The organism is Halosimplex aquaticum, assembly GCF_028747785.1.
GTDB lineage: Archaea > Halobacteriota > Halobacteria > Halobacteriales > Haloarculaceae > Halosimplex > Halosimplex aquaticum.
Genome location: NZ_CP118158.1, coordinates 271342 through 293190 on the forward strand (window position 1 = coordinate 271342; position 21849 = coordinate 293190).

20 protein-coding genes and 2 pseudogenes are annotated in these 21849 nt (G+C 59.8%); 10 read left to right on the top strand and 12 right to left on the bottom strand.

Annotation, left to right across the window (positions count from 1 at the left end):
* Positions 1-111: 111 nt before the first annotated feature.
* Positions 112-747, bottom strand: a complete 636-nt coding sequence (locus PSC72_RS01375) for a DUF6735 family protein (protein WP_274324109.1) — start codon at positions 745-747, stop codon at positions 112-114.
* A 161-nt stretch (positions 748-908) separates the two neighbouring features.
* Positions 909-1031 (bottom strand): annotated as a pseudogene (locus PSC72_RS01380) (7-cyano-7-deazaguanine synthase QueC); the annotation flags it as partial.
* 160 nt (positions 1032-1191) lie between these two features.
* Between PSC72_RS01380 and PSC72_RS01385 the strand changes: the two are divergent.
* The 3 genes from PSC72_RS01385 (at position 1192) to PSC72_RS01395 (ending at position 3862) form a co-directional block, all read left to right on the top strand.
* Positions 1192-1827: an urea carboxylase-associated family protein gene (locus PSC72_RS01385; RefSeq protein ID WP_274324110.1), complete on the top strand. Its 636-nt coding sequence runs from the start codon at positions 1192-1194 to the stop codon at positions 1825-1827.
* Between the two features lie 65 nt (positions 1828-1892).
* Complete coding sequence (locus tag PSC72_RS01390) at positions 1893-2633, top strand: YqcI/YcgG family protein (RefSeq protein WP_274324111.1); 741 nt, start codon at positions 1893-1895, stop codon at positions 2631-2633.
* Between the two features lie 254 nt (positions 2634-2887).
* Positions 2888-3862, top strand: coding sequence for an asparaginase (locus PSC72_RS01395; RefSeq protein WP_274324112.1), 975 nt, complete (start codon positions 2888-2890; stop codon positions 3860-3862).
* Here PSC72_RS01395 and PSC72_RS01400 read toward each other — a convergent pair.
* Positions 3859-4758 (bottom strand): polysaccharide deacetylase family protein, encoded by a 900-nt coding sequence (locus PSC72_RS01400; protein WP_274324113.1) that lies wholly within the window; start codon positions 4756-4758, stop codon positions 3859-3861. The two genes, PSC72_RS01395 and PSC72_RS01400, sit on opposite strands and share 4 nt — an antisense overlap.
* Before the next feature lie 500 nt (positions 4759-5258).
* On the opposite strand from PSC72_RS01400, the gene PSC72_RS01405 reads away from it, so the two are divergent.
* Positions 5259-6026 carry a formate/nitrite transporter family protein gene (locus PSC72_RS01405; RefSeq protein WP_382261833.1) on the top strand — a complete coding sequence of 256 codons (768 nt, stop codon included), beginning with the start codon at positions 5259-5261 and terminating at the stop codon, positions 6024-6026.
* Between the two features lie 151 nt (positions 6027-6177).
* On the opposite strand, the gene PSC72_RS01410 is transcribed toward PSC72_RS01405, so the two are convergent.
* Positions 6178-7494 (bottom strand): MFS transporter, encoded by a 1317-nt coding sequence (locus PSC72_RS01410; protein ID WP_382261834.1) that lies wholly within the window; start codon positions 7492-7494, stop codon positions 6178-6180.
* A 98-nt stretch (positions 7495-7592) separates the two neighbouring features.
* A pseudogene (locus PSC72_RS01415) lies at positions 7593-7915 on the bottom strand (DUF5783 family protein).
* Between the two features lie 168 nt (positions 7916-8083).
* Between PSC72_RS01415 and PSC72_RS01420 the strand changes: the two are divergent.
* The 3 genes from PSC72_RS01420 to PSC72_RS01430 all read left to right on the top strand — a co-directional run bounded on the left by PSC72_RS01420 (position 8084) and on the right by PSC72_RS01430 (position 11289).
* Positions 8084-9721 carry an HNH endonuclease gene (locus PSC72_RS01420; protein ID WP_274324115.1) on the top strand — a complete coding sequence of 546 codons (1638 nt, stop codon included), beginning with the start codon at positions 8084-8086 and terminating at the stop codon, positions 9719-9721.
* Between the two features lie 231 nt (positions 9722-9952).
* Positions 9953-10318 carry a group I truncated hemoglobin gene (locus PSC72_RS01425; RefSeq protein ID WP_274324116.1) on the top strand — a complete coding sequence of 122 codons (366 nt, stop codon included), beginning with the start codon at positions 9953-9955 and terminating at the stop codon, positions 10316-10318.
* Positions 10319-10692: 374 nt separating this feature from the next.
* The gene (locus PSC72_RS01430; protein WP_382261835.1) at positions 10693-11289 is read left to right on the top strand and encodes a beta-class carbonic anhydrase; all 597 of its coding nucleotides are present in this window, start codon (positions 10693-10695) and stop codon (positions 11287-11289) included.
* 278 nt (positions 11290-11567) lie between these two features.
* Here the strand turns inward: PSC72_RS01430 and PSC72_RS01435 are convergent, their stop codons facing one another.
* Both PSC72_RS01435 and PSC72_RS01440 read right to left on the bottom strand, forming a co-directional pair.
* Positions 11568-12491 (bottom strand): ImmA/IrrE family metallo-endopeptidase, encoded by a 924-nt coding sequence (locus tag PSC72_RS01435; RefSeq protein WP_274324118.1) that lies wholly within the window; start codon positions 12489-12491, stop codon positions 11568-11570.
* 119 nt (positions 12492-12610) lie between these two features.
* On the bottom strand, positions 12611-13852 hold the full coding sequence (locus PSC72_RS01440; protein ID WP_274324119.1) for a cytochrome P450: 1242 nt from the start codon (positions 13850-13852) through the stop codon (positions 12611-12613).
* 247 nt (positions 13853-14099) lie between these two features.
* Here PSC72_RS01440 and PSC72_RS01445 point away from each other — a divergent pair, with 247 nt between their 5' ends.
* A complete protein-coding gene (locus PSC72_RS01445; RefSeq protein ID WP_274321708.1) occupies positions 14100-15098 on the top strand; it encodes a transposase in 999 nt (332 codons plus the stop codon).
* 238 nt (positions 15099-15336) lie between these two features.
* Here PSC72_RS01445 and PSC72_RS25550 read toward each other — a convergent pair whose 3' ends face one another.
* Positions 15337-15567: a transcriptional regulator gene (locus tag PSC72_RS25550; RefSeq protein WP_382261836.1), complete on the bottom strand. Its 231-nt coding sequence runs from the start codon at positions 15565-15567 to the stop codon at positions 15337-15339.
* A 565-nt stretch (positions 15568-16132) separates the two neighbouring features.
* Here PSC72_RS25550 and PSC72_RS01450 point away from each other — a divergent pair.
* A complete protein-coding gene (locus tag PSC72_RS01450; protein ID WP_274324120.1) occupies positions 16133-17497 on the top strand; it encodes a restriction endonuclease in 1365 nt (454 codons plus the stop codon).
* 462 nt (positions 17498-17959) lie between these two features.
* Here the strand turns inward: PSC72_RS01450 and PSC72_RS01455 are convergent, their stop codons facing one another.
* Both PSC72_RS01455 and PSC72_RS01460 read right to left on the bottom strand, forming a co-directional pair.
* The gene (locus PSC72_RS01455) at positions 17960-18373 is read right to left on the bottom strand and encodes a HEPN domain-containing protein (RefSeq protein ID WP_274324121.1); all 414 of its coding nucleotides are present in this window, start codon (positions 18371-18373) and stop codon (positions 17960-17962) included.
* Positions 18366-18731, bottom strand: a complete 366-nt coding sequence (locus PSC72_RS01460; protein ID WP_274324122.1) for a nucleotidyltransferase domain-containing protein — start codon at positions 18729-18731, stop codon at positions 18366-18368. Before PSC72_RS01460 ends, PSC72_RS01455 begins: the two co-directional genes overlap by 8 nt.
* 469 nt (positions 18732-19200) lie before the next feature.
* Here PSC72_RS01460 and PSC72_RS01465 point away from each other — a divergent pair, with 469 nt between their 5' ends.
* Positions 19201-19509, top strand: a complete 309-nt coding sequence (locus tag PSC72_RS01465) for a hypothetical protein (protein ID WP_274324123.1) — start codon at positions 19201-19203, stop codon at positions 19507-19509.
* A gap of 487 nt (positions 19510-19996) precedes the next feature.
* Here the strand turns inward: PSC72_RS01465 and PSC72_RS01470 are convergent, their stop codons facing one another.
* Together PSC72_RS01470 and PSC72_RS01475 are read right to left on the bottom strand one after the other, a co-directional pair.
* The gene (locus PSC72_RS01470; protein ID WP_274324124.1) at positions 19997-20866 is read right to left on the bottom strand and encodes a hypothetical protein; all 870 of its coding nucleotides are present in this window, start codon (positions 20864-20866) and stop codon (positions 19997-19999) included.
* Positions 20863-21813: a helix-turn-helix domain-containing protein gene (locus PSC72_RS01475; protein WP_274326232.1), complete on the bottom strand. Its 951-nt coding sequence runs from the start codon at positions 21811-21813 to the stop codon at positions 20863-20865. The genes PSC72_RS01470 and PSC72_RS01475 overlap by 4 nt, the downstream gene beginning before the upstream one ends.
* Positions 21814-21849: the final 36 nt, after the last annotated feature.

A 21849-nucleotide genomic window follows, 5' to 3' on the forward strand; every position in this document is an offset into this window, starting at 1 on the left:
CCGTCTATGTCTTTCGGCGAACTGTCCCGTCGAAGGGCTCAAACAATGGGTCTGTTCGAATGGAGGCCCACACGGCTCTAGTGGCGGGTGAGCCGCTGAGACTCTCCTGCGTTACCGATTCAGATGTGGATGTCGAACAATCAGTGCCTGTGTCTCAGTGGTCCACTCGTCGAGTTTCCGGGCCATGTACACGATCGCTTCGAGGTGGGTGAAGACGCCGCGATCGAGCATGTCGCCGACCGTCGCCTTGAGCCCGTGGAACTCGCCCTGCGCGAAGCCGTCACCGACCGGCTCGCCCTCGTGCCACCGGACGGTTCGAAGGGCACCGTGGCCGACTGCAGGTGAGTCATCGATCGTCTCGCAGTCGTGTTGCAGGCCAAACCAGTGGGTGCGGTAGGCGGTCACCCGGTAGTTGCTGTCGACGACGTAGCACGCGTCGTAGTACTGATAGTCCAGCAGGTCGGTGACGATCTCGTCAAGCGTCCAGTCGAGCCCGCGCGGTTCGATGTCGATTTGTGGCGACGGGCAGTCGTGTCGTTCGAGGATGCAACCGGCTTCTCCGTGCGAGTCCGATTCGAGGAGTTGATCGTGAACCGTCCGGAGCGTCTCCGACGGGTTGTCGCTCCCGAACGGCGTCTCCTCGGTGATGGCTCGTTTGAGACGGAGGTTCTGGCCGCCCATGTGCGAGTAGTGCAGGTTGTACGTACTATCCGGTCGTTCGTAGGCGATGAATGCGCGATGTGCCATTAGTACTCCGCGGGAGTTCGGGCGCCCGCACCGCTCTCGGGGGGCGATAAAATTCCACGTAGCAACACCAGGAAGTCCATGAATTCCCGCTCTCGAAGCAGCACTCCCGGCGAGGTCACGAGGGGAGGTCCGTACAACGAGTACAGGCTGTTCGAGTGGCGCTACGACTCTTCGAGATAAGCCGGCCGCTCAGCGTAGTCGATTGGATCTGCAACACCTGCCCGCTGGAATGCCTGCAGACGGAACGCACATGCGTCGCAGGTTCCACACGCTGGCGCTTCATCCCACCCGTGAACGGGTAGGCTTTCGCCTCGCTATCGCTGTAACGCGAATACTAATTCGGAGGCGATATCAACGATTTCATCGGAGAAACTGGCACCAGATGCTGATTAATCCACGACCGCCGGGTAGTGATTTTTCACTTAGGCGACCGTCGGCCCACTCGTGGAGACCCATCGAATCCCACCGAAGAGTGGGAGTGCGTTCGCGGTCGACGCCGGGGAGACGTTCAAGGTCATCACGCCGGAATCGCGCCAGGTCGCCGACCTCGTGGCGTTCGTCCGCAACGACCCCACGGAGGCGTTTGCCCAGTCGTACACCCGCGACTGCAACGGCAAACTCCGCATCTCGACCGGAGACGCACTCTACACGACGGCGGGCGAGAAGTTGCTTACCATCACCGAAGACGACTGCGGCGTCCACGACATCATGTTCGGTCCCTGCACCGGTTGGATGCTCACTGACCGCCCGACCGGCGAGGGGTATCAGAACGAACCCGGCGGCTGTCGGGAGAACCTCGCGTTGGCGCTCGACGCTTTCGGCCTCGACACGTCGGTGCCCGATACGATGAATCTCTTCCAACACTCGACGGTCACCGACCAGGTGTATTTCGACGTGCGTGAGAGTCCCGCCGAGGCTGGCGACGCAGTGACGTTCCGAGCAGAGCGGGACGCGATAGTTGCGGTCTCGGCGTGTTCGGCGAAGGGTGCCGCCAGCGGAACCACGCTCACGCCCATCAATCTGCGAACCCCCGACGGAACCACGGTCGACCTCGCTTCCGTCCACGACGATCGGCCGTAACCATCGCCCTCACAGCCCGGTGCGACGGGCAGCGAGTTTAATTCACTCGCGGCTCTAGTAGGGTCGTGAGTGGTCTCCAGACGAGATCCCAGATCGAGTCCGCCATCGACGACGGACTCGTGGAGTGGAAGACCCGACGGTACGGCGCGTTTCACGAGACGATGACCGACAAGGAGTTGCCGTTTCCCTGCCACTTCGCTGTCGACGCCCACCAAGACGGCGACCTCCGATACATGTTCGCGCCCGCTGCAAGCACGGAGGCGGGGAAGGAGACGGTCGCCGACGGACTCGCGGACTACTTCGACGAAGCGCCGGCCATCGCCGACATCACTGCACTGGCTATCTTCTTCGAACCGCAGGATGAAACGCGCTCGGTCGCGGAGTACCGAGACGATGTGTGGGACCTTCTCGCGTACCTCCACCGTCACGACCCGGAGCCGTGGCCCGAAGACGTACCGAGCGACCCCGCCGACACCGGATGGGAGTTCTGTTACGCTGGCGAATCGATGTTCGTGGTGGCCCGCGCGCCGGCCTACGAACGGCGTCACAGCAGGCACACGCCCCACGGTCTCGAACTCACGGTGCAGCCGAGGTGGGTGTTCGACGGACTCGAGGGCGACACCGAGACGGGTCAACGAGCCCGCCGAATCATCCGCGAGCGACTGGCCGATTACGACGACGTTCCTCGACACCCGGACATCGGCGACTACGGCGACCCGGGCGTCCACGAGTGGGAGCAGTACGTGCTTCCGGACTCGAACGATGAGCGGTTCGACGAGTTTCCCATCGCTGACTGGACCGCTTGACGTGAGCCGTGGCCCACCTCTCTTCGATTGTGGATTCGGCGGTCACTTCAGTCTCCGAGTCCGGCACTCGCGGGTCCACCGACTTGGGGCCGGGTTTCGTACTCGGTGAGGATGAAATCTGACCGTGATTGGTTAGTCGATAATTCCCATGGCCGTTGTAACCGATTGCTGTCTGTTGCCTAAACGAAGGTTGTCGCGGGTGGCCGATCCCTCACCGGCAAAACGTTGACTCCCCTCCGGATGGGACTACCCGTATGGAAATTGTCGTTCTCGGCACCGGCGGTACCATCGCGAGCACGCCTGGTGAGGGTGGCGCGACGCCAGCGAAATCGGGGGAAGAAATCGTTTCAGCCGTTCCGGAAGTCGAAGCGTACGCGAGCGTCACCGTCGAACAGGTCGCGCAAACGTTGAGCTTCGAGATGGACGCCGCGACGCTCGAATCCATTGCCGATCGTGTGGCAACCCTTGACGACGATCCCGACGTGGATGCGGTGGCGATCACGCACGGCACGGACACGCTCGAAGAGACCGCCTTCTATCTCGACGCTGCCGTCGCACCGGAGACGCCGGTGTTCCTGACCGGGGCACAGCGCCGACCGGACGAGCTGAGTCCCGACGGCCCCGCGAACCTTCGCACGGCGTTTCGGGCCGCACGCGAGTTCAGCGACCGTGACTGCGGCGGCGTCTTCGTCGCGTTCAACGAGGAAGTCCACGCGGCCCGCTACGTGACGAAGGCTCACACGTCGAAACTCGAGGCGTTCGAATCGCCCGGCGCTGGCTCCGTCGCCACCGTCGAACGCGACACGGTGCACGTCATCCGGAAGCCGAGGAGCGAGTCGCCGACGATACCCGCGAGGTCGCTCGCACCCGACGTATACGTGGTGCAGAGCGGATCCGCTGTCGGTGCTGACCTACTGGAGGCCGCGCTGGAACGAGACGCCGACGGCGTCGTCGTCGAGGGGACTGGTCTCGGGAACGTCACAGCGGGTCTCGGCGACACCGTCGCGAACGCTGCTGATCACGTGCCCGTCGTCGTCACCTCACGCTGTTTCGATGGGTCTGTCGTGCCGGTGTACGGCGGCGATGGCGGCGGAGAGACGCTGCACCGACACGGCGCTATCTTCGCATCGAATCTGCCCGCTCACAAGGCACGCCTCGCGCTACTGCTGGCGCTGTCGGCGTACGACGACCGCGAGAAAATCCGAGAGGTATTCGCGGCGTTCCGTTAGACGTACTCGGTTTCGCTCTCGTAGACCGAGGGGTCGTCCTTGTACTTCCGTGCGATGGTTTCGAGGGTGTGGAACTCCACGCCGTCCGTGCCCTTGACATACTGGATGAACTCCTCCAAGAGGGGAATCATGTGCGGGAGGCCGTGGAGGTCCGGGTGGATGGTGAACGTGTAGACGCCCGCACCGCGGCGGTCGCAGAGGAAGTCGAACTGGCGTTTGTAGTACTGCTCGTACATCATCTCGGGGTCCTTGTAGCCGGCGTGGTAGTTCGGCTGCTTGATGAACAGCATCGGCGGGATATCGTCGCGGTACCAGCTAATGGGGATCTCCACGATATCCGTCTCCTCGCCCTCCCGATACGGTTCCATCCACGTTTCAGGGGCTTCGTCGTACTGGATTTTTGCCCACTCGTCGCCCTTCCGCATCCAGTGGGGCTCGAACTCGCGCTCCATCAGGCTGCTGTCGTAGAGGAATCCGTACTCCTCAACCAAGTCGGGCGTGTTGTCGCTGAACTCCCACCAGCTAGCCCGGTGGCCGACCGGCTCGGAACCGGTGACGTCTTCCACAAGGTCGATGGACGCTTCGATGATGGTCGCTTCCTGCTCGCGGGAGAGGTCAGTCGGATTCTCGTGAGTGTAGCCGTGGATGCCGATTTCGTGGCCAGCAGCCGCGACGGCTTCGATTTCGTCGCGGAACGTTTCGATGGTGTGTCCGGGGACGTACCATGAGCTCGTGACGTCCTGGTCTTCGAGTAACTGGAGGAGGCGCGGTATGCCCTCCTTGCCTGCCGATAGTCCCCGGGAGAGGTCTGCAGGCGAGTCTTCGCCACCATACGACCCGAGCCATCCCGCGACACAGTCCGCGTCGATGCCGATAGCTACGTCGATATCGCCCATTGATAACACCCAACATAACTAATAACTCCTACGTGGAAGATTCTGCTGCTGGCAGGTGCAGATACATCTTGTTCGGCCCAGAATCCAAACGTTGCTTGTGTGGACTTTTGGACTGGCTGTTCGAGATATCGACGGGAATCTCATCCATCGAGACGCTTCTCGGTGATACGGCCAAGCCCTGTACTGAACAGATCCGCCGCTGGCAGTAGAACTGGCTACTGTTTTCAGTGGTTTCCCCGCTGAATTCCCTGCGCAGTACATCTGCGTATTGACCGCTGGCCACCTTGCCGAAAATCGGTAGTGTTCAGAGTGTCGTGCGGAATATAGGGCGCGGTTCTGTCACTGGAGGTCGTTCATTCTGCCTTGGTCAGGGTAGAACTCTCCCAAACTGGTCACGAAGATGCGTCTGATTTGCATCGGTCAATATGCTTTTTGAGCGACGGACACGGAGGAAGTCTGTGGAGGAATCAGGACCGGAAAACGGGGATACCGCTGATCCGATGCGAGTTACAGAGGTTCTCAATTCGTTGATTGAACGCGGGTACCACGAAGTCAACCGCGAAACGAACGGATTGTTACTTTCTGGAGTCTCGGCCGGCCTTGATATTGGGTTTGGACCATTATTGATGGCAGTGATACTCACTCTTTCATCGGGTGGGTACGGGGATCTCGGGACGGAGTTACTACTCGCAAGTGTCTACTCCGTCGGATTCATGTTTGTTATTTTAGGACGGTTAGAACTGTTCACTGAACATACGACCGTGGCCGTGATGCCGGTCATTGACGGGCAAGCGTCACTCGCGGAACTAGGCCGTCTCTGGGGTCTGGTCTACGCCAGTAATATCGTCGGTGGTGCGGCGTTCGTCGCACTCATCGTTACGCTGCTGCCCGATCTAGGTGTCGCCTCGCCGGAGGCCTTCGAGACTATCGCTCTCTCACTCGTTACCCACGATTTCACATGGCTCTTCATCGCTGGCGTGCTTGCGGGGTGGCTGATGGGACTACTAGCGTGGCTGGTCACCGCTGCTCAAGAGACAACAAGCCGTCTCATTATCATCTGGATCGTCACGGGTGTAATCGGTATCCTCCACCTCCCTCACTCAATCGCGGGTAACGTTGAGGTGCTGTTCGGCGTCTTTCTCTCGCCCCTAGTATCAGTGATTGACTACGTATCGTTCCTCGCGTTAGCCACGATGGGAAACGCAGTCGGTGGGGTTGTGTTCGTTGCTCTGTTGAAGTACGGCCACGTTGTCCGGGGCGGGGAGTAGTGGATAGTACAACAGTATGCTAAAACCCATCTAGCGGGGACGTGAATTTGCTGACTGCAACCTCTGTATTCAGCACGCCGCTTCTGACAGCCACGAGGTAGGTCACGACAACTCCCGTTACATCGTTCGCCTGTACTGAGCGGAACGTCTGTCACGTTACGTATCCAACGAATGGAACTGGCCGTCGGGGAGTGTTTACCTCTTCTACCTGCGTTACGACGAGGACGATACCGATTGCAGCGAGGAGCGCGCCGAAGGCGAACGGAACGACGAACCCCCAGGTGATGAGGATGCCCGAGAGCAACGGCCCGACGGCGACACCGAAGCCGAAGGCCATCGTGAGGACGGACAGGGTCGATCCGGATTGGCCCTCAGACGCGACGTCACCCGCCAGCGCGAGCGCGGGGGCAAACACCATCGCGCCGGCGACGCCCTGCAGGAATCGTGCGATGAACATTAGCCACGACTCCGAGACAACGCCTTCGAAAAGCACCACTCCAGGGATGAGTCCCTGTGCGAGCGTTGTGGGGACGAGCAGTACCGTCCCGACCAAGATGAACGCCTTCCGGCCGTAGTAGTCGGTCGCTCGCCCGATCGGCGCTTGCAGGAGTATCTGAGCGAGGATGAACGCCGCGAACTGGAGCCCGAACATCTCTGGGCCCTGATCCAGCCGTGCGTTGACGATACTCCCGAGCGTGGCAAACAGGGCAATGCCGACAGCCATGAAAAAGGAGACGACTCCGAGTGCGAACACAGGGTCGAGCAGGTTCGTCCCGGTCCGATCGAAGACGGCAATCCCCTCGATTACCGACTCGTCAGAATCGTCGGGTTCGACGTCAGGGTCGCGGATGAGTCCTAGGACCAGCAGAAACGCGAGTGTGGCGGTTGAGGCCGCGAAGTAGAAGGCGGCGTCGAAGCCGGTCATCGAGAGTGTCGTGGCCCCGAGCGACAGCGAGTACGGCCCGGCAGCCACGACGCCACCGGCGGCAATCGGGCCGACGCCGAATCCGATGAGCCGGAACGTGTTGTACGTCCCCATATTGCCGCCGCGATTCCCCTCGTCGGCGAGGTCGTTGACGAGTGCGACTGTCGTCGGAATGATGAACGCACCGGCGATACCCTGCAGGACTCGCAGGCCGAGGAGGTGCCAGTACGTCGTGGCCAGCGAGTACGAGAAACTCGCCGCGGCGATGAGTACGAGTCCGAACAGGACCAGTACCTTCCGCCGTCCGGTTCGGTCCGAGAGGCGCCCGGTGAACGGCTGCAGCGGACTGTTGACGAACCCAAAGATAGAGAGGACGAACCCAGTCACGAACACCTCCGTCAGTCCGAACGTATTGCCCGTGACGAAGTCACTCGCGATGAACAGCGGCAGGACGACGATGAGAAACGAGTTGCCGACGGATTCAGACATCCGGGCGAGTGCAAGCGTGATCACCTGAGGATCGACACCGAATCGCGTCCTCATCGATCTGGCAACTCCGAGCGTGCGCTCAACGGTTGTGTCACGGTTCTCTGACCCCACGCTGTATCGGTTGAGTGCATCTGCCGGGCCATCACCGTTCCTCAAGCATCTTCGAACTCAAAGACACGCCGCAACTCCAGTTCGATGCGGTCGACGAATGCCTGGAGGACGGTTTCGAACGTCTCGTCGCTGACGGGGATCTGTCCGACCCGTTCACGCGGATTATCGGGGAGTTCGACCCGAAACTCGCCATCGCCTCGGAGAATGGCTCACTTTCGTCGAGTATCTGGCGGCCGATCGAGCGAAGCAGTGCCGAGTCGTACTGGCCGTGGACGTGCTGGTACGCGTTCTTGTATGCGGTCTGGAGCTCATCTGGATACTGAACATATTTGTCCTCGAGTTTCTCCGGCTCGAAGGCTGCCATAGTTCACTGATGCGGTTGTAGGGCTGTAAACGACTTCCTTCGAGTATTCGACCATGGGACTATCATTGCAGAGTTACCGCCAGGGAGCGGTCCTGGCCAACAACCACTGCGGGGTATCGTGACCCACCAACCCCAATCTTCATCCACCAATCCCCACATACACAGAGCATGCCGCCTGAGGCCGGAGAGAACTCCCGAACCCGTGATCCTCCTTCGGATCCAATTCTCAGTGTCTATCCAGTCGCTGTCGACGATGACGACCGATACCCGACAGCAGTCCGCTTTATCGGGGGCGCCAGCGATCGCTTCGCGAATCTCGTCGCGATGTGCCAGTACATCGTGACCGAGACACCAACGGAAACCGCTCTCCGGGCCTGGTTTGCGACAGAACTCGGTGCCCGCGAATCCACCTTCGACAAGCAAGTCCCCTTTATCGAAGATCTGGGGCTCATCTCACACCCGGAATCTATGGGCACTATCTCTCTCACTGAAACCGGTGACCGGTTCCTCACTGCACTCGATGAGCCGGGCGATCGTGAATACGACATCCTCTTCGATGCACTCCGGAGGACAGTCACTGGCTTCGACTATCTCCTCGCCCGATTAGAAGCAGGACCGATTCCACTCAACCAGCGTGATACGATCCTTGCCGAGGCATATACCGACTACCAGCCCGCCGACCACGTCCCGATCAAACACTACACCTGGTTGCTGGCGATTGGATACATCGAGAAACACGACGGCGCATACGAACTCACCAGTCGCGGGCGCCGTGCACTGGCGCGGCTCCAATCTAGCCTGGATATCGTCGAGACCGAGCCAACGCCCCCCGCAGGCCTCTATCTCGTCCCGGTCAGTGACGACTGGCTGACTCGCTTTCGCCAATCAGTCGTACACCCACACGATCTCTCCCAATACGAGACGCTCCCACCGGAACTGGCCGGCTACGAGCAAGTGCGGATCTGGGGAACGACCGAAACTGACGCCACGAAGAAACAGGCTGCGATCGACCAGCTCGCCGCTGGCGATTACCTCCTCTTCTACCACGATGGCGACTTCATCGCTGGCGGACGCATCGAACGAGCATTCGAGAGCACCCAAGCTGGCTCACTTCTCTGGGACGAACCCCGGAGTCGCCACTGCTACACGATCGAAGCATACACGACGGCAGTCCCCACCGTCGAGCAGGTCTGGGAGTGGCTCGGATACGATGGCCGTCCAGTCGTGCAGGGATTCACCCGTGTCGCTGCTGAGCGAGTACGGACGCTTCGCGAGGAACAAGGCCCCCTGTCGACTGTCCTCCTCGGTCGTGAGCCCACACAGCGACCGTTGGGTGGGGATGAACCACCCACACCTGAAGCCATCGACGCAGATGCGCCCAAATTAACCGACGAGAACCAGCAATTCATCGAGCAGCGTCGCCGGGTACGTGATACAGCCTTCAGGCGGGACGTCCGTGCAGCCTATGGAAACCGCTGTGCGGTCTGTGGACGCCATCGAACCACTCCTGATGGCACGCCGGAAGTCGAAGCGGCCCACATCTATCCAAAGGGCGCTGGCGGCCGAGACGTCGTTCCCAATGGGCTAGCCCTGTGCAAACTCCACCACTGGGCGTTCGACTCGGGATGGCTCTCAGTGTCCGATGACTACGATGTGCTCGTCACAGAAGCGCCAGACCAACCCGGCTACGCGGAGTTCAGTGAACTGGCCGGAACCGAGATTCACCTCCCCGACGATGAATCCCATCATCCAGCAGTCGAATTCCTGCAGAAGCACCGTCGCTTGCACGGCTTCGACGAGAAATGAGACAGACAGCTCGATTTACCACTCCAAGGCGGTCTCCGAGCCTGATGAACAGGTGGCTTCAACCCGGTCCGCGGCGAACGCCATTTCAGTACGCCGAGCGCCACGAGAACCCCTGTCTCCGGTTCAGCGAAAGAATTCTGCTACGAACGCGATGATCATGTGGTTGAGTAAGATATTCTCGAACATGTTCTTTCAAAGCAATCATGACGAGGGCGACACTCACGCAGAATAGTGACAGAGACCCAGTCGATTTATGCCAGGATTGGGGGTCGTGAAGCAGTTGAATCTGTTGTGGCTGATTTTTACGAGCGTGTCTTCTCCGACAGGGTTCTCGAACCATATTTCGAGGATGTCGATCAGGAGGCACTGTTTGCCCACCAGGTCCAGTTCCTAAGCGCTGTCGCAGGAGGCCCAGTTTCGTATGATGGGGCCGACATGCAGCAAGCCCACGAAGGGATGGGAATCACCGATGAAGCCTTCGATCGTGTTGCAACATATCTGGCAGAGGCGCTCAGAGAAAACGGAGTTGCTGAGGACGATGTAGATGCGATTCTCGATGAAGTCGGCGCACTCGAACCGGACGTCGTCGGTCAGTAATAGAGAGTCATTCGTTCCGATCGGCGTGCTTTGCTAAAATTGTCGTTCACTTAGTCTATGCAGGACAACGTGATACTCGTGGACTGTACTTTCTGAGCACAGCCATCGCTCGCGATCAAGCAGACTGACCAGTTGTAGCGGATATCTGCAGTCTACAGGCTTGCGGGATTTTGCGGCGTAGTCGACGAACTCGCCAGCTGTGAGGGGCGATGGGATAGTGAAAACCGTACTAGCTGAGTGGGGATTGGGACCGGTCAATACAGTGTCCGAGTTGACCGTTCCGAACGGAGCGATGGGGGTGACTGAGTGAATGACAGTCGGCGGCAAAGCCATGTCATACCCAAACACTCCTACGGACTCAACCCTTCCACCCAATCATAGTAGATGATCACAAACACCACGAACACGTCGACGAGACAGTCTCGGAGCGCTCCAACTGGGCCCGCCGCCGTCGCGAGGGCATCCCGACGAACAAGAATCTCCTCGTCATCGCTTGTATGGACGAACGGATCCCAGTGGAAGACGTACTCGGACTTGAACTCGGGGATGCCCAGATCTTCCGGAACGCTGGTGGGAAGGTCACCGACGACGTCATCCGCTCGGCCGCACTGACGACGAACTTCTTCGATACGGACGAAATCATCGTCATCAACCACACCGACTGTGGGATGATGAGTGCCCCGGACGAAGCCGTCCGTGAGGGACTCGGAGCACAGGCCGGCGACCTATCGGATGTTGCCCTTGACCCGTCGCTTCCCGAACTCAACATCGGCGATGCCGACGTCATCGACTGGGTCAAGATGACCGACGATATCGACGAAGCTTGTGCGGCACAGGTCGAGTATCTGCGACAATCAGACCTCATTCCGGACGACATTACAGTTTCGGGTTACGTCTACGAGGTCGAATCCGGCGAACTCCGTGAACCCGGGGACCGCATCGCTGGCGAAATCAGTGAACGACAGGCATAGCAGAGTGCCCAGTTAGTAGGTAGTCCCGTCGTTTGACCACACGGTACCGCTGATCGGGTTGGCAGACGACGAAAATACGCTCGTCGAGACAGATACCAGGGCAACTCCAGCGATGAAACCTGGAAACGATCCGTGAGATTTCGGCGCACGAGTTTGCCGTCGAATTGAAACACGAAACCAGGAAGTGGCTCAACCGGCGCTACCCAAACAGGTAGTTCGCCATTTTCAAATAGAGGAACCCGAACGAGGTCCGAGAGCTAAGGCCAACAAGTTCGACTTCAATCCTCGAGAAACCCGATCAAGTCGGCTGCCGTCTGGCTGATCCGTTGGAGCCGGTTCCGGATCGCGTCCGCTGACTCCGCATCCCACGCGGCGAGGTAAAACGTGGACCCGCTCATATCAAGGCCACAGTGTCGACCGACGATATAGGCGACGGCCTCCGCTTCGATCTCGCGTTTCGCTCGCTCGGACGCGTCGAGCTCCCCTGAATGCAATAGCGCGTGGGCGTACTCGTGGACGAGCGTCCCGGCGACTGCGGCTCGGTCCGGTCGGTCCCGTACCTCGACGACCGGCTGCTCGTCCTGTCCCTCGGGCCACCGACAGATGCCGTCTGCGTTCCCGTGTGGCCACACGTCGTCGGGCACGACACGTACGGATACCCCAACTTCGTCGGTGATGTCGAACAACCGGCCGACGAGGTCACCGGCGTCCCCGGCCGCGTCGGTCTCCAGCTCTGGGAGCGGCTCACCCTCGGTCTGAGAGATGTCGAATACTGGCGCGGGCTTGAACCCGACTACCCCCTCTGCCCACTCCTCTGGTGGCGTCTCGTCGTAGTCACAGCCAGTCTGCTCGTGGTAGCTTGGCGAATTCTCACACTCGGGGCAGCGCGTCGTAATGATCGGCGCCCAAATCCAGATAGCCGACTCACCCTCCTTCACGTACCGATCGAACTCTTCCTGCCACGTCCGATACCCCGCGACCTTCGTCGCCTCGGGACACTGCTGTTTGATGAGTAGCGTATTCCGATACGAGTAGTCGTGGAATCGGCTCTGGACATCGAGCCACTCCTGGAACTCCTTGCTGGCCCGTACCTCGTCGACGGCCGCGACCAGGTCGTCGATCCACTCGTCGATGGCACTGTGCATCTCGGCGTCCCGTGTGTCGGCCTCGTCGAACGAGACCGACGAGTCAGTCGACTCCATGTGTAGCGACTCCGTTCGTCGGAGCGCCTCCGGCAGGACGCGCCCCACCCCTCGGGCGCAGAAAAAACGCCGCGTGAGCGTTTACCCCAGCGCAGTGGACTTAGCAGTAGGCCTGGCCGTCACGTCAAATCGTTCGTCCCAGAGTACTGGAGCGGTAGCGACTCTACACCGTAGACGAACGAACTCCGCGTCGGCGAGAGGTCCGTCTCCGCGACGGCCAGCCCGTCGAACCGCGAGAGTAGCGCCGACAGCGCGACGCGCGCTTCGAGGCGAGCCAGCGGCGCACCGAGACAGTAGTGCGTCCCGTGACCGAATCCGAGGTGTTCGGTCGGTTCGCGATCAACGATGAACTGGTCAGATTCGTCGAACTTCTGTTCGTCCCGGTTGGCAGAGCCGAGCCACGCCACGAGGCGGTCACCCTCATCGATACTCTCCTCTCCAAGGGTGACATCCGTTCGTGCGATGCGCGTCATCGCTTGCACGGGCGCGCGGTATCGCAGGACTTCCTCAATCGCCGTCCCGATGGCGTCCTCGTCGCCCGCGAGCTCGTCGAACAGATCGTTGTTTTCGAAACAGCGGACGGCGTTCGTGATGAGGTTCGTCGTCGTGATGTTGCCGGCGATCAGCAAGAGCATACACATCCCCAGCGCCTCCTGTTGCGGGAGGGGAGTCCCGTCCGAAAGTTCCGCCGTGGCGATCCGCGAGATGAGGTCGTCCTGCGGGTCTTCCCGGCGGTCCTGAATGAGCGAGAGGAAGTACATCCCCATCTCCTGCAGGCTCTCCTGCTGTTGCTCGGCGATCGCATCGCCCGACTCGCCACTCGTCGCCGCGACGAGCGAGTCCGACCACTCTCTAAACTGTGCGCGGTCGTCCGCTGGCACACCGAGGATGTCAGCGATGACGATCACCGGGAACGGGTACGCGAGTTCGTCGACCAGGTCAAACTCACCGTCGTTCGCCGCGATAGCCTCGTCCAGAAGTGTGTCCACAAGTTCGCGAAGGCGCGGTTCACGCTCGGCCACGGCTCGGGCGCGAAACGCCTCGTCGACGACATCGCGGAGTTCGTCGTGACGCGGTGGATCCTGAAACAGCATCGTATCGAGGATCATGTCCTGGCCTGCCTCGTCGGCCGGTTCGAAATCCGCGGCGATGCGCGGATTGACCGAGAACGTCTCGTTGTCGCTGATGACGCGCTTGACGTCCTCATAGCGGAAGACATCCCAGGCATTGCGCGAGGGATCGTATCGAACGGGGGCGTCGGTCCGCATCTCTCGATACCAGTCGAACGGTTCGAGCCACGCGTCGGGATCCGTGAGCGCGTCCGGAAACGCTTGAATCCCCTGCGGGTTTGCGGAGCTCACGTGTGACACTAGTTGTCAATCGGTGTCAACCTTCCGCTGTACCGAGGGTTACTCACCAGAGTGATGTGGCCAAACAGGACCAAAGGAATGGCTATCGGCAACTAGCGCCCAAACCGACTCTCAGGAAACAAACCCTCTCTACATCCTCCAGTATTGAGCACGGCAAGTTGGATCAACGCTATCTCGTTTGCCATCAATGAGGGTGTCATAGAAAGCCTCACACACGAGGACGCAGGGTGTTGGAACTGTGTCTACGAGCGCCAGCACCCTGCAAGAAGAGGGTTCTATCGACGAGTTCTTCAATGTCGTGGCTACCGAGACGCTCGCGTTGTTCGAGCATCTTGAGTTCGACTTTTTCAGCGAGTTCGACGTGTTCGCCCCCGCTCGCCGGGGGCGAACACGAGACCACCACCCACCAGAACTCTTCCGAGCGTTCCTCCACTGCTACTACAAGGACATCTACGGCATTCGCCCGGTCACACGAGAACTCCAGAACACGGTCGTCTGGCTCAGCTGTGGCTTCGATCGACCGCCCTCAAGAGACGCGGTCGATCGCTTCCTCACCGACCTCGAACACGTCGTCGACGAAGTCTTCGACCACCTCGTCGAGCAGGCCGCCGCCCGCGGCCTGCTCGACATGACCTACCGAATCGATTCGACGGACGTGCGAGCGATGCCATCCGACCCAGATGCGTCGAAGAACTACGACCCAACCGCTGAGGAGTACTATTACGGCTACGGCTGTACGATCGTCTCAACCGGCGCAAAGATCCCGATTGCAGCCGAGTTCACCGAGAGCAAACAAGCCGCAGAAGAGACGGCGATGCGCGTCACCCGTGACGCGCTCGCCGTCGCCCAGCCGATCTGGATGCTCGGTGACAGCGCCTACGACACGCTCGACTGGCACGACCTCCTGCTGACCGCAGGAGTCGTGCCAATCGCCCCGTACAACCCGCGAAACACCGACGATCCGCTCAATATCAAGTACAGAGTCGAAGACCGCATCGAGAAACACAGTGACGAGATTCAGCTCAAACAGTCGATCCTAGACGAGACGTACAACCGCCGGAGTCAGGTCGAGCGAACGAACGATGCGGTCAAGGACTGCGGCCTCGGGACGCTACGCGCCCGAGGCCGCGTCCACGCCCGAGCGCAGGTGTTCCTTGCGCTCTGCGTTCGACTCGTCGTCGCCGTCACCAACTACGAACGAGGTGACAATCCGGGAAGCACCGTCATCACGGTATGAGATGGATTCTATGACACCCTCATCAATGCCAGCACAATGGGGCAATCGACACCTACGACGCGTCTTACTACGAGAGACAACTCATCTGTGCGTCGAGAGCGTGCTCTTGCCGCTGGGCTGGGATCGGACCGACATTCGTCAGTGGTTCGCCGACTCCACCGACGCGACGCTCGCAGCGTACTCCGGGTGACGAACGTACTGGTCCGAACACCGGGTGTCTCTTGACCGGTTCCAACCACTATCCGGACTCGGCGTGACGCTCGCCTTGCAAGTACTGCTCCCCTGTGTTCGAGATCTGGTAGTAGCCTCGTTTCACACGTTCTACATATTCCTCGTCAGTTAGGATCGAGAGTCGTCGATTCACTTCGTCCCGAGATTTGTCGATGTTGATGGCGATGACCGAGGGAGAGAGAATCAAGCCAGACGACGAGAGACACTCGAGGATTCGATCGTCTATCGGCAACTGCATCCACTCCGGCGGATTGCGACGTTCGACCACGTTGCCACTACATCGGCAGGCGGGGTCTTATCAAGTTCCAATAATAAATTCATGCGATTACCCACATGATTTAATGAGAAATCTTATACTGACGTATCATTAAATCATGTGGTGCCGGTAGTTCGCCAGTCGGAGAGGCGACCATTGGAGAGTCCACGGCAAACGATCGAGTCCGCAATCAGCCGGCCACAGGAGCCCATCGACGGCACGTTCCATGGTAGACGAACCGACCAGCGATCGAGGGGTAGAGCGTTCGACGGAGACCCACAGGTATCCGACTCAGTGTCCGACCTGTGGCTGTGAGCTGGTTGGTACCGAGATCTACGGCCCGAACGAGTGTCGTGTGCTCCCGTGTGGCCATCTAATCGGGAGACCGACGCTGGGGGATGGAGCAACAGACGACCGGTGAATCCACTCGAGACCGTTCCAAGGAAAGTTCAAATCGAAGGCCGCGATCGGTTTGACTGACAATGCTGTATAGCGAGCAGCAAGGTAACGCATTTGGTGTTGCGCAGTAGTGTCCAGATACATCTGTATGGCTGTTCTGGATGACCTCTCGGGGTTCGAATTCGAGGATCTGATGGAAGACGTGTTTCGGAATCTCGGGTACGAAAACGTCCGGCAGGCCGAAAAAACGGGTGACGAAGGGCGTGACATCCTGATGGAAGAAGTCGTCGACGGAACTCGACGGGCTATCGTCGTCGAATGTAAGCATACGGCCTCTGTCGGACGACCAGTCGTCCAGAAACTCCACTCGGCCATCGCGACGTTCGAATTCGACGGTCCCAAGCGTGGACTGGTCGTCACGACTGGTCGGTTCACGAATCCTGCGGAGGAATACGCCGACCGACTCCAGCAGAACGATGACCCCTATCCCATCGAACTGATCGACGGCACGGATCTCCGGACGATCGCCGATGAGATCGGCCTCGACCTCTACAACGGTCGCATCGAGATCCTCTGTGAAGAGACGCTACGCCCGTACGATCCAGCAGCGAGCGTCGAGACGCCCGTCCGGGAAGCGTTTCGCGATGTCGAGAACATCGAGACTTCCGACGTGCCAACTCCCCACGCACAGGTGACGTTTCGCCCGACAGTGACGGTGACCGCCGACACGAATGCGGTCTTCGAGACCTCTGTGGGCGTCATCCACCGGGTCGACGAACAGAATCAGCTCGTCATCCACGCGGAACGCGGGCGCCCGCGGACAGCCGACGGCGACATCGCGAGACTGGTGACCGAGAACCATCATGCGACGGTCGAACTCGACGCAGATCGGTTCAAGAAGGTCTTCGACGACGTCGACGAGCGCCGGTTTGGTCAGACCCAGACCGAATACAAGGACTGGGCCGTCGACCGCCTGCAGGACCACCACACGACGACGGTTACCTACACCGGCGACAACAACGTCACCTACAACAAGACGTGCGAACCGAACCGTTCGGACATCTCCGTGCAGTCGATCGTGCCCGTGTATCTCCCCGAGATTCGCCAGACGATCGATCTACAGGGGTACACCTACCCCTACGAATACTACGCGGCAGGCCCCTCTCGGGTGACCGCCGAGGACGGGATCCATCGATGCGTCCACTGCAATACCAACGGCGGCAACGAGACGTACACCTACTGTCACAACTGTGGGGCCATCGCCTGCCACAGCCATATCAAAACCGAGCGGCTAGAGGGTGAACCCGTGTGTACGGGCTGTGCAGTCACCGAACGGTTCGCACTGAAAACGAAGTACTTCTACGACGAGGACAACCGCGACGCATTCCGCGAAGAGTACGAGGCGATGCCATTTCACGAGAAGGCCATGGAGAACAAGCCGCTGGTCGGGGCCAGTGTGGTCGCGACAGTACTGGTCATCATCGGCCTGCTGGTCGCTGGCGGCGTCATCTAAAAAGTAGGATTGGCGATCTCCAGCGGGAAGATACCCCTTCGTCGACCTCTCCGATATCGAATCGCTACCGCTCGCCGTCGCAAACGATGCTGTAGGCAGGCGGTTTGTCTGCGACGAGTACGCGTTCGAGCAGTTCAAGGCCGAGGTCGGAGCGGCGTTTGCCGAAGAGCGTGGGACGCTTCGTCGACGGCAGCGCGACATAATCGATCGGATCGTGGAGGACGGACTGCGTGACTGACGAGCGCGTCGTCGCTGTCACGCTCGAACAGATCGAGCAGTACCACGGCGAATTAAATGCAAAACAGGAGACGTTGGCCGTGAACGAGTTCCTCCAGAGCACTACCGAGTAGTGCGCCGTTGAGCCGATGTTCGGGAACGCCATCCAGGCGTGTTCTGACCTCGCTCACCATATTGCGACCCAAGTTTCGTTGTGTCCCATTCGATAACGCGATCCTCACGAATTCACGGCTCGTCTTGATCGGTACAAAGCGTCTCCATCTCCGTGACGAACTGCTCGGTTCGCTCCAGGAGCTCCTCGATGTCTTCGGCGATCGCTTCGTATCCGTAATCGGCCTGCTTTCGAAGTTCGGACAGACGATTCAGAAATCGACCCTGCTCACGGGAGACCTCCCCATCGACGACGATTTCCGAGCCGAACAGGGAGATGACTCCACCGTGGGAGGTGGGATTGTGGCCGCGGTCGTAGAGAACTGCCTGGGCAGCGTGAAAGGCCGCGTAGTAAAGGCGGTTGACGACCGCAGCGTCCGAGAGGCCAGCTGCCTGACCGGTCTTTGCGTCCGTGAGTGCCTGGGCCGCCTGCTGCAGTTCTCGCTGGACCGATGGGCTGGATTCCGGTGGCCCGTCGTCCTCAGGCATACGAGCGCCCCTCGGAGACAACGTTCTCGATAAATGGATTCCCCTCTCGCTGATAGCGCTCGAAGGTCTCCGCCGAGAGGATGTGCAGTTCGACGACAGGGCCGTACTCCAGCATCACGTCGTAGGCCAGTTCGCGAAGTCCGTCAGCAGTTGATTCCCGATCGGAGTCATCGAGGACAACCAGCACATCAACGTCGCTGGCGAGGCCGTGAGCGTCTCCCCGTCCTGTCGAGCCGAACAGATACAACTCCTCGATCCGCTCACCGAACCGAGAACGCGCACGCTCGACGAATGCCTCGGCAGCATCGGCGTGCGCAGTATCGCCAGAGAGCGGGGTCGACGCGTCCGGCTCGGACATAGCTGTGCGTACGTGCGTCGATGGCATTTAGATTTCCCCAGTGACTGGCTCCGAGTCAGTGCCCTCAATATCGATGGGAATCGAGTCGCTCGATACGTCGGTGGAGTCGGTGTATGAACTCATGGAGATCAGTTACTCCCGAGGGCGGATCGTGGGTCCTCATGCCCCTCAGGCGCGACAACCCATCGTGTGAGGAGCCCAGTAGTGAATCCGGTAGCTTGTGATACAAGGTGTCATAGAACGGTTCCTATTCCCTCATTGCAACACCTCTAAATCGGTCAATACAGGGAGTTGACGTAACGCTCAGTAGAGGTAACTCATAAATCGACCAGTCCATCGGGTCATTCGATACGTATCGAGAAGCGATCCCAGGGACAGCATCGGGAATTCGAGCGTATGTAACGGCAATTCGAGATGGAGAAGCCAGAGCCCAGAGAAGGCTTATGACAGTCGAGAAAACAGACAGCACATGGACGGAGGTGGAGATGCGGATGGGAGCGAAATGGGGGGTATGACCGGTGATGGAAGCGGAGGGACAACTGGCCGGTTCGGGATCGGAATGGAGAGTTCGGATGACGATTCTGCAAGCGGGACGCTTCAGTCGATGGGATATATCGACGACGAAACAAAGATTGGCGGTGAGGGAGAGGATTCCACAGACTCCAGCTTTTCAATTCTGCAGTGGATTCTCCTTGTACTTCTTGCCATACTCGGAGTCTATGTCGTGTACGTCGTCCTAACGGGTATCTTGGCTCTGCTCGGTATCCAACTACTCTGATCGGTCACCCCGAAAACTGCCTGGAAAGCAGGCGCTCACCGGCTTCGCGCTAATTGTCGTAACTGCTACCCGGCCGCCTCATCTCCGGCGTTGTGCGTTGGGAAATACACGGAACGTTCGACACGGTTCAGCCAAGGCACCTGCAGTGAGTGATAAACATACCAACGGTCAGTTCACAAGTCTACTTATCAGCGCATTCAGATGGTTCTACGATGAAAACAATCCCTTACGAATACTTCTATGACATCCTCTGTGACAGGGAACCAGCCGAAAACGGTCGTGGCTGCGCGCGCAGGAACGAGCACGGAGCGGTGGGCGGGGAGGTGGGGTCGGGCTGGTCCGGCACCGAAGAAAAAAGAGAGAATTAGCCCGCTACTCGTCCCACCACCGACCGTGATCCGGGAATTCGACCTGGGAACAGCCAGTAACGGCCCCCGAAACGTGGACCTCGCTCTGTGTCGGTCACGGAAACCTGCACCGTCCCCGCTCACTGACGTGTGACCATCTCACCGTCACGGTCGAGAATCTGCTTTGCGACCAGACGGTCGATCGCGTCGTCGACAGCGTCGTTCTGGGCATCCGAAAGTGCTCGTACAGTCGAGCGGACGCGCTCACGGATCAGTTCGACGTCGGTGATTCCCTCGTCGACAGCACCCAGAACGGTGTACTCGATCTCGAACTCCGTCGCGAAGTCCGCGATGCGGGACGTGAACGCGTCTGGAAGCCCAGACAGTGAACTCACGGCCATTTCGATGGCGAATAGTGGATGCGACCGATCACGGATCTGTCGTGCTTCAGTCGGACCGGTGTTGAACGGGCGCTGTTCGTCGATCTCGGTCAGAATCGCCTCGTAGTCTAAGCCACGCTGTGCATAGGTCCGCATGTCGTCGATATCGCGTCGACGGCCACTCGCGAGGTCACCGCCAGAGACCGCCTTGAGCAAGAACATATCCTCGTCGGCGGGAACGACTGCTGTCGTGTGATCTCCGGTCCAGAACTCCGTCGCCCGGTCGTACATCCGGTCGGTGATCCAGACCTTCCCGACGACTTGCCGTTCGAAGAGATCGATCTGGATGCCACGCTCGTCGTGCTGGAGTTCGACTGTTGTGCCGACATCCTCAAACGACGCCGTCGGTTCGTCGACGACCAAGAACCCCTGTGACCGGAGGACGCGATACACGTGTTCGAACTCAGACGCGACATGCAGCGCCAAGTCAATGTCTTCAGTCTGGTCTTTCAGCCCCTGGACCGTCATCGCCGACCCACCGAGCAGTGACACTGTCACCGACTCGGACAGCCACCCGTCGAACGCTGCGAGGAATTCCGCAACTGCTTCACGTCCGGAAAAGACAGTCATGCGACCCCGTACTGTTCTTTGAGTGTCGTGAATTCTGCGTCACTCGGGAGGACCACTGGGCTGGCGTCCAAAGTCTCGTATTCTCCGTGAAGCCAACGAGACATCGCGGTCACTTCGGGTGCGACCCCGTACCACTGCGCAGTCTCCGTCAGCGTCTCCTGGTCGATATCCAGCTTCTCGATCAGCAACATTGCGTAGCTGACGCGGCGAGACCCGCTATCGCGGACGAGCGTGTGGCACACCACGTCGGCAGGTGGAAGCTCGTCGTCGGGTGCGTACCAGAATGCGGGTTCGCCCCCGAGGAAGAACTGCAGGCCGTACTCCTCGAACCGCGCGAGGCCGGTCAGTTGCCAGTCGGGATCATCCACTAGTGCGTCCGTATCCTCGGCTGTCTGCACGCGGACGAGCGCCCGCTTCGGGTCACACCAGTCGACAGTCGCACTCGGGGCGAGCGCGCGAACTCGCGACCGATGCTCGTGGCGCACGACAGCGCGCGCGAACGCCAGCAGTGGAGCGAGATCTTCGTGCAACGCGTACTCCGGGCCGGACGGGGCCAGCATCGCTCGATGCTTGAGCGGTGCCAGCGCGTTGTGGACACCCTGTCGAGTGATGTCGAGCCGGTCTGCGATCGTAGACACTCGACGGGGCTCGTCGAGATACCAGCAGACCTGAAGTGTGGCCGGCGAGAGGAGGTTAACCCACTCGACGTGGTCGAGTTCCGAGTGCAGGGTTCGGTACGTCTCGACCACCGGATGGTCAGCGAGACGGACTCGGCGCTGGTTGTTCGGTCCACGGCGTTCGGTGAGCAACCCCGCTTCGAGCAGTCCATCGAGTACGTCGTAGAGGTGTGTCTGTGAGTAGTCCGTGTCTGTCGCGAGCTCGGCCGCCGTCGCTTCTCGACCGGTACTCAGGACATCGATGACAGCGAGGCCGGCCTTGGTGAGCATCTGTGTATATCTTAATCCCGATTCGTATAAATAGGT

Bases quoted from the DNA above. Each gene is read 5' to 3' on its own strand.
- PSC72_RS01405 (WP_382261833.1), top strand. From the start codon at position 5,259: ATGCGAGTTACAGAGGTTCTCAATTCGTTGATTGAACGCGGGTACCAC.
- PSC72_RS01455 (WP_274324121.1), bottom strand. From the start codon at position 18,373: ATGCCTGAGGACGACGGGCCACCGGAATCCAGCCCATCGGTCCAGCGA.
- PSC72_RS01395 (WP_274324112.1), top strand. From the start codon at position 2,888: ATGGAAATTGTCGTTCTCGGCACCGGCGGTACCATCGCGAGCACGCCT.
- PSC72_RS01465 (WP_274324123.1), top strand. From the start codon at position 19,201: ATGGACGGAGGTGGAGATGCGGATGGGAGCGAAATGGGGGGTATGACC.
- PSC72_RS01420 (WP_274324115.1), top strand. From the start codon at position 8,084: ATGCCGCCTGAGGCCGGAGAGAACTCCCGAACCCGTGATCCTCCTTCG.
- PSC72_RS01375 (WP_274324109.1), bottom strand. From the start codon at position 747: ATGGCACATCGCGCATTCATCGCCTACGAACGACCGGATAGTACGTAC.
- PSC72_RS01435 (WP_274324118.1), bottom strand. From the start codon at position 12,491: ATGGAGTCGACTGACTCGTCGGTCTCGTTCGACGAGGCCGACACACGG.
- PSC72_RS01410 (WP_382261834.1), bottom strand. From the start codon at position 7,494: ATGAGGACGCGATTCGGTGTCGATCCTCAGGTGATCACGCTTGCACTC.
- PSC72_RS01460 (WP_274324122.1), bottom strand. From the start codon at position 18,731: ATGTCCGAGCCGGACGCGTCGACCCCGCTCTCTGGCGATACTGCGCAC.
- PSC72_RS01470 (WP_274324124.1), bottom strand. From the start codon at position 20,866: ATGACTGTCTTTTCCGGACGTGAAGCAGTTGCGGAATTCCTCGCAGCG.
- PSC72_RS25550 (WP_382261836.1), bottom strand. From the start codon at position 15,567: ATGCAGTTGCCGATAGACGATCGAATCCTCGAGTGTCTCTCGTCGTCT.
- PSC72_RS01475 (WP_274326232.1), bottom strand. From the start codon at position 21,813: ATGCTCACCAAGGCCGGCCTCGCTGTCATCGATGTCCTGAGTACCGGT.
- PSC72_RS01450 (WP_274324120.1), top strand. From the start codon at position 16,133: ATGGCTGTTCTGGATGACCTCTCGGGGTTCGAATTCGAGGATCTGATG.
- PSC72_RS01400 (WP_274324113.1), bottom strand. From the start codon at position 4,758: ATGGGCGATATCGACGTAGCTATCGGCATCGACGCGGACTGTGTCGCG.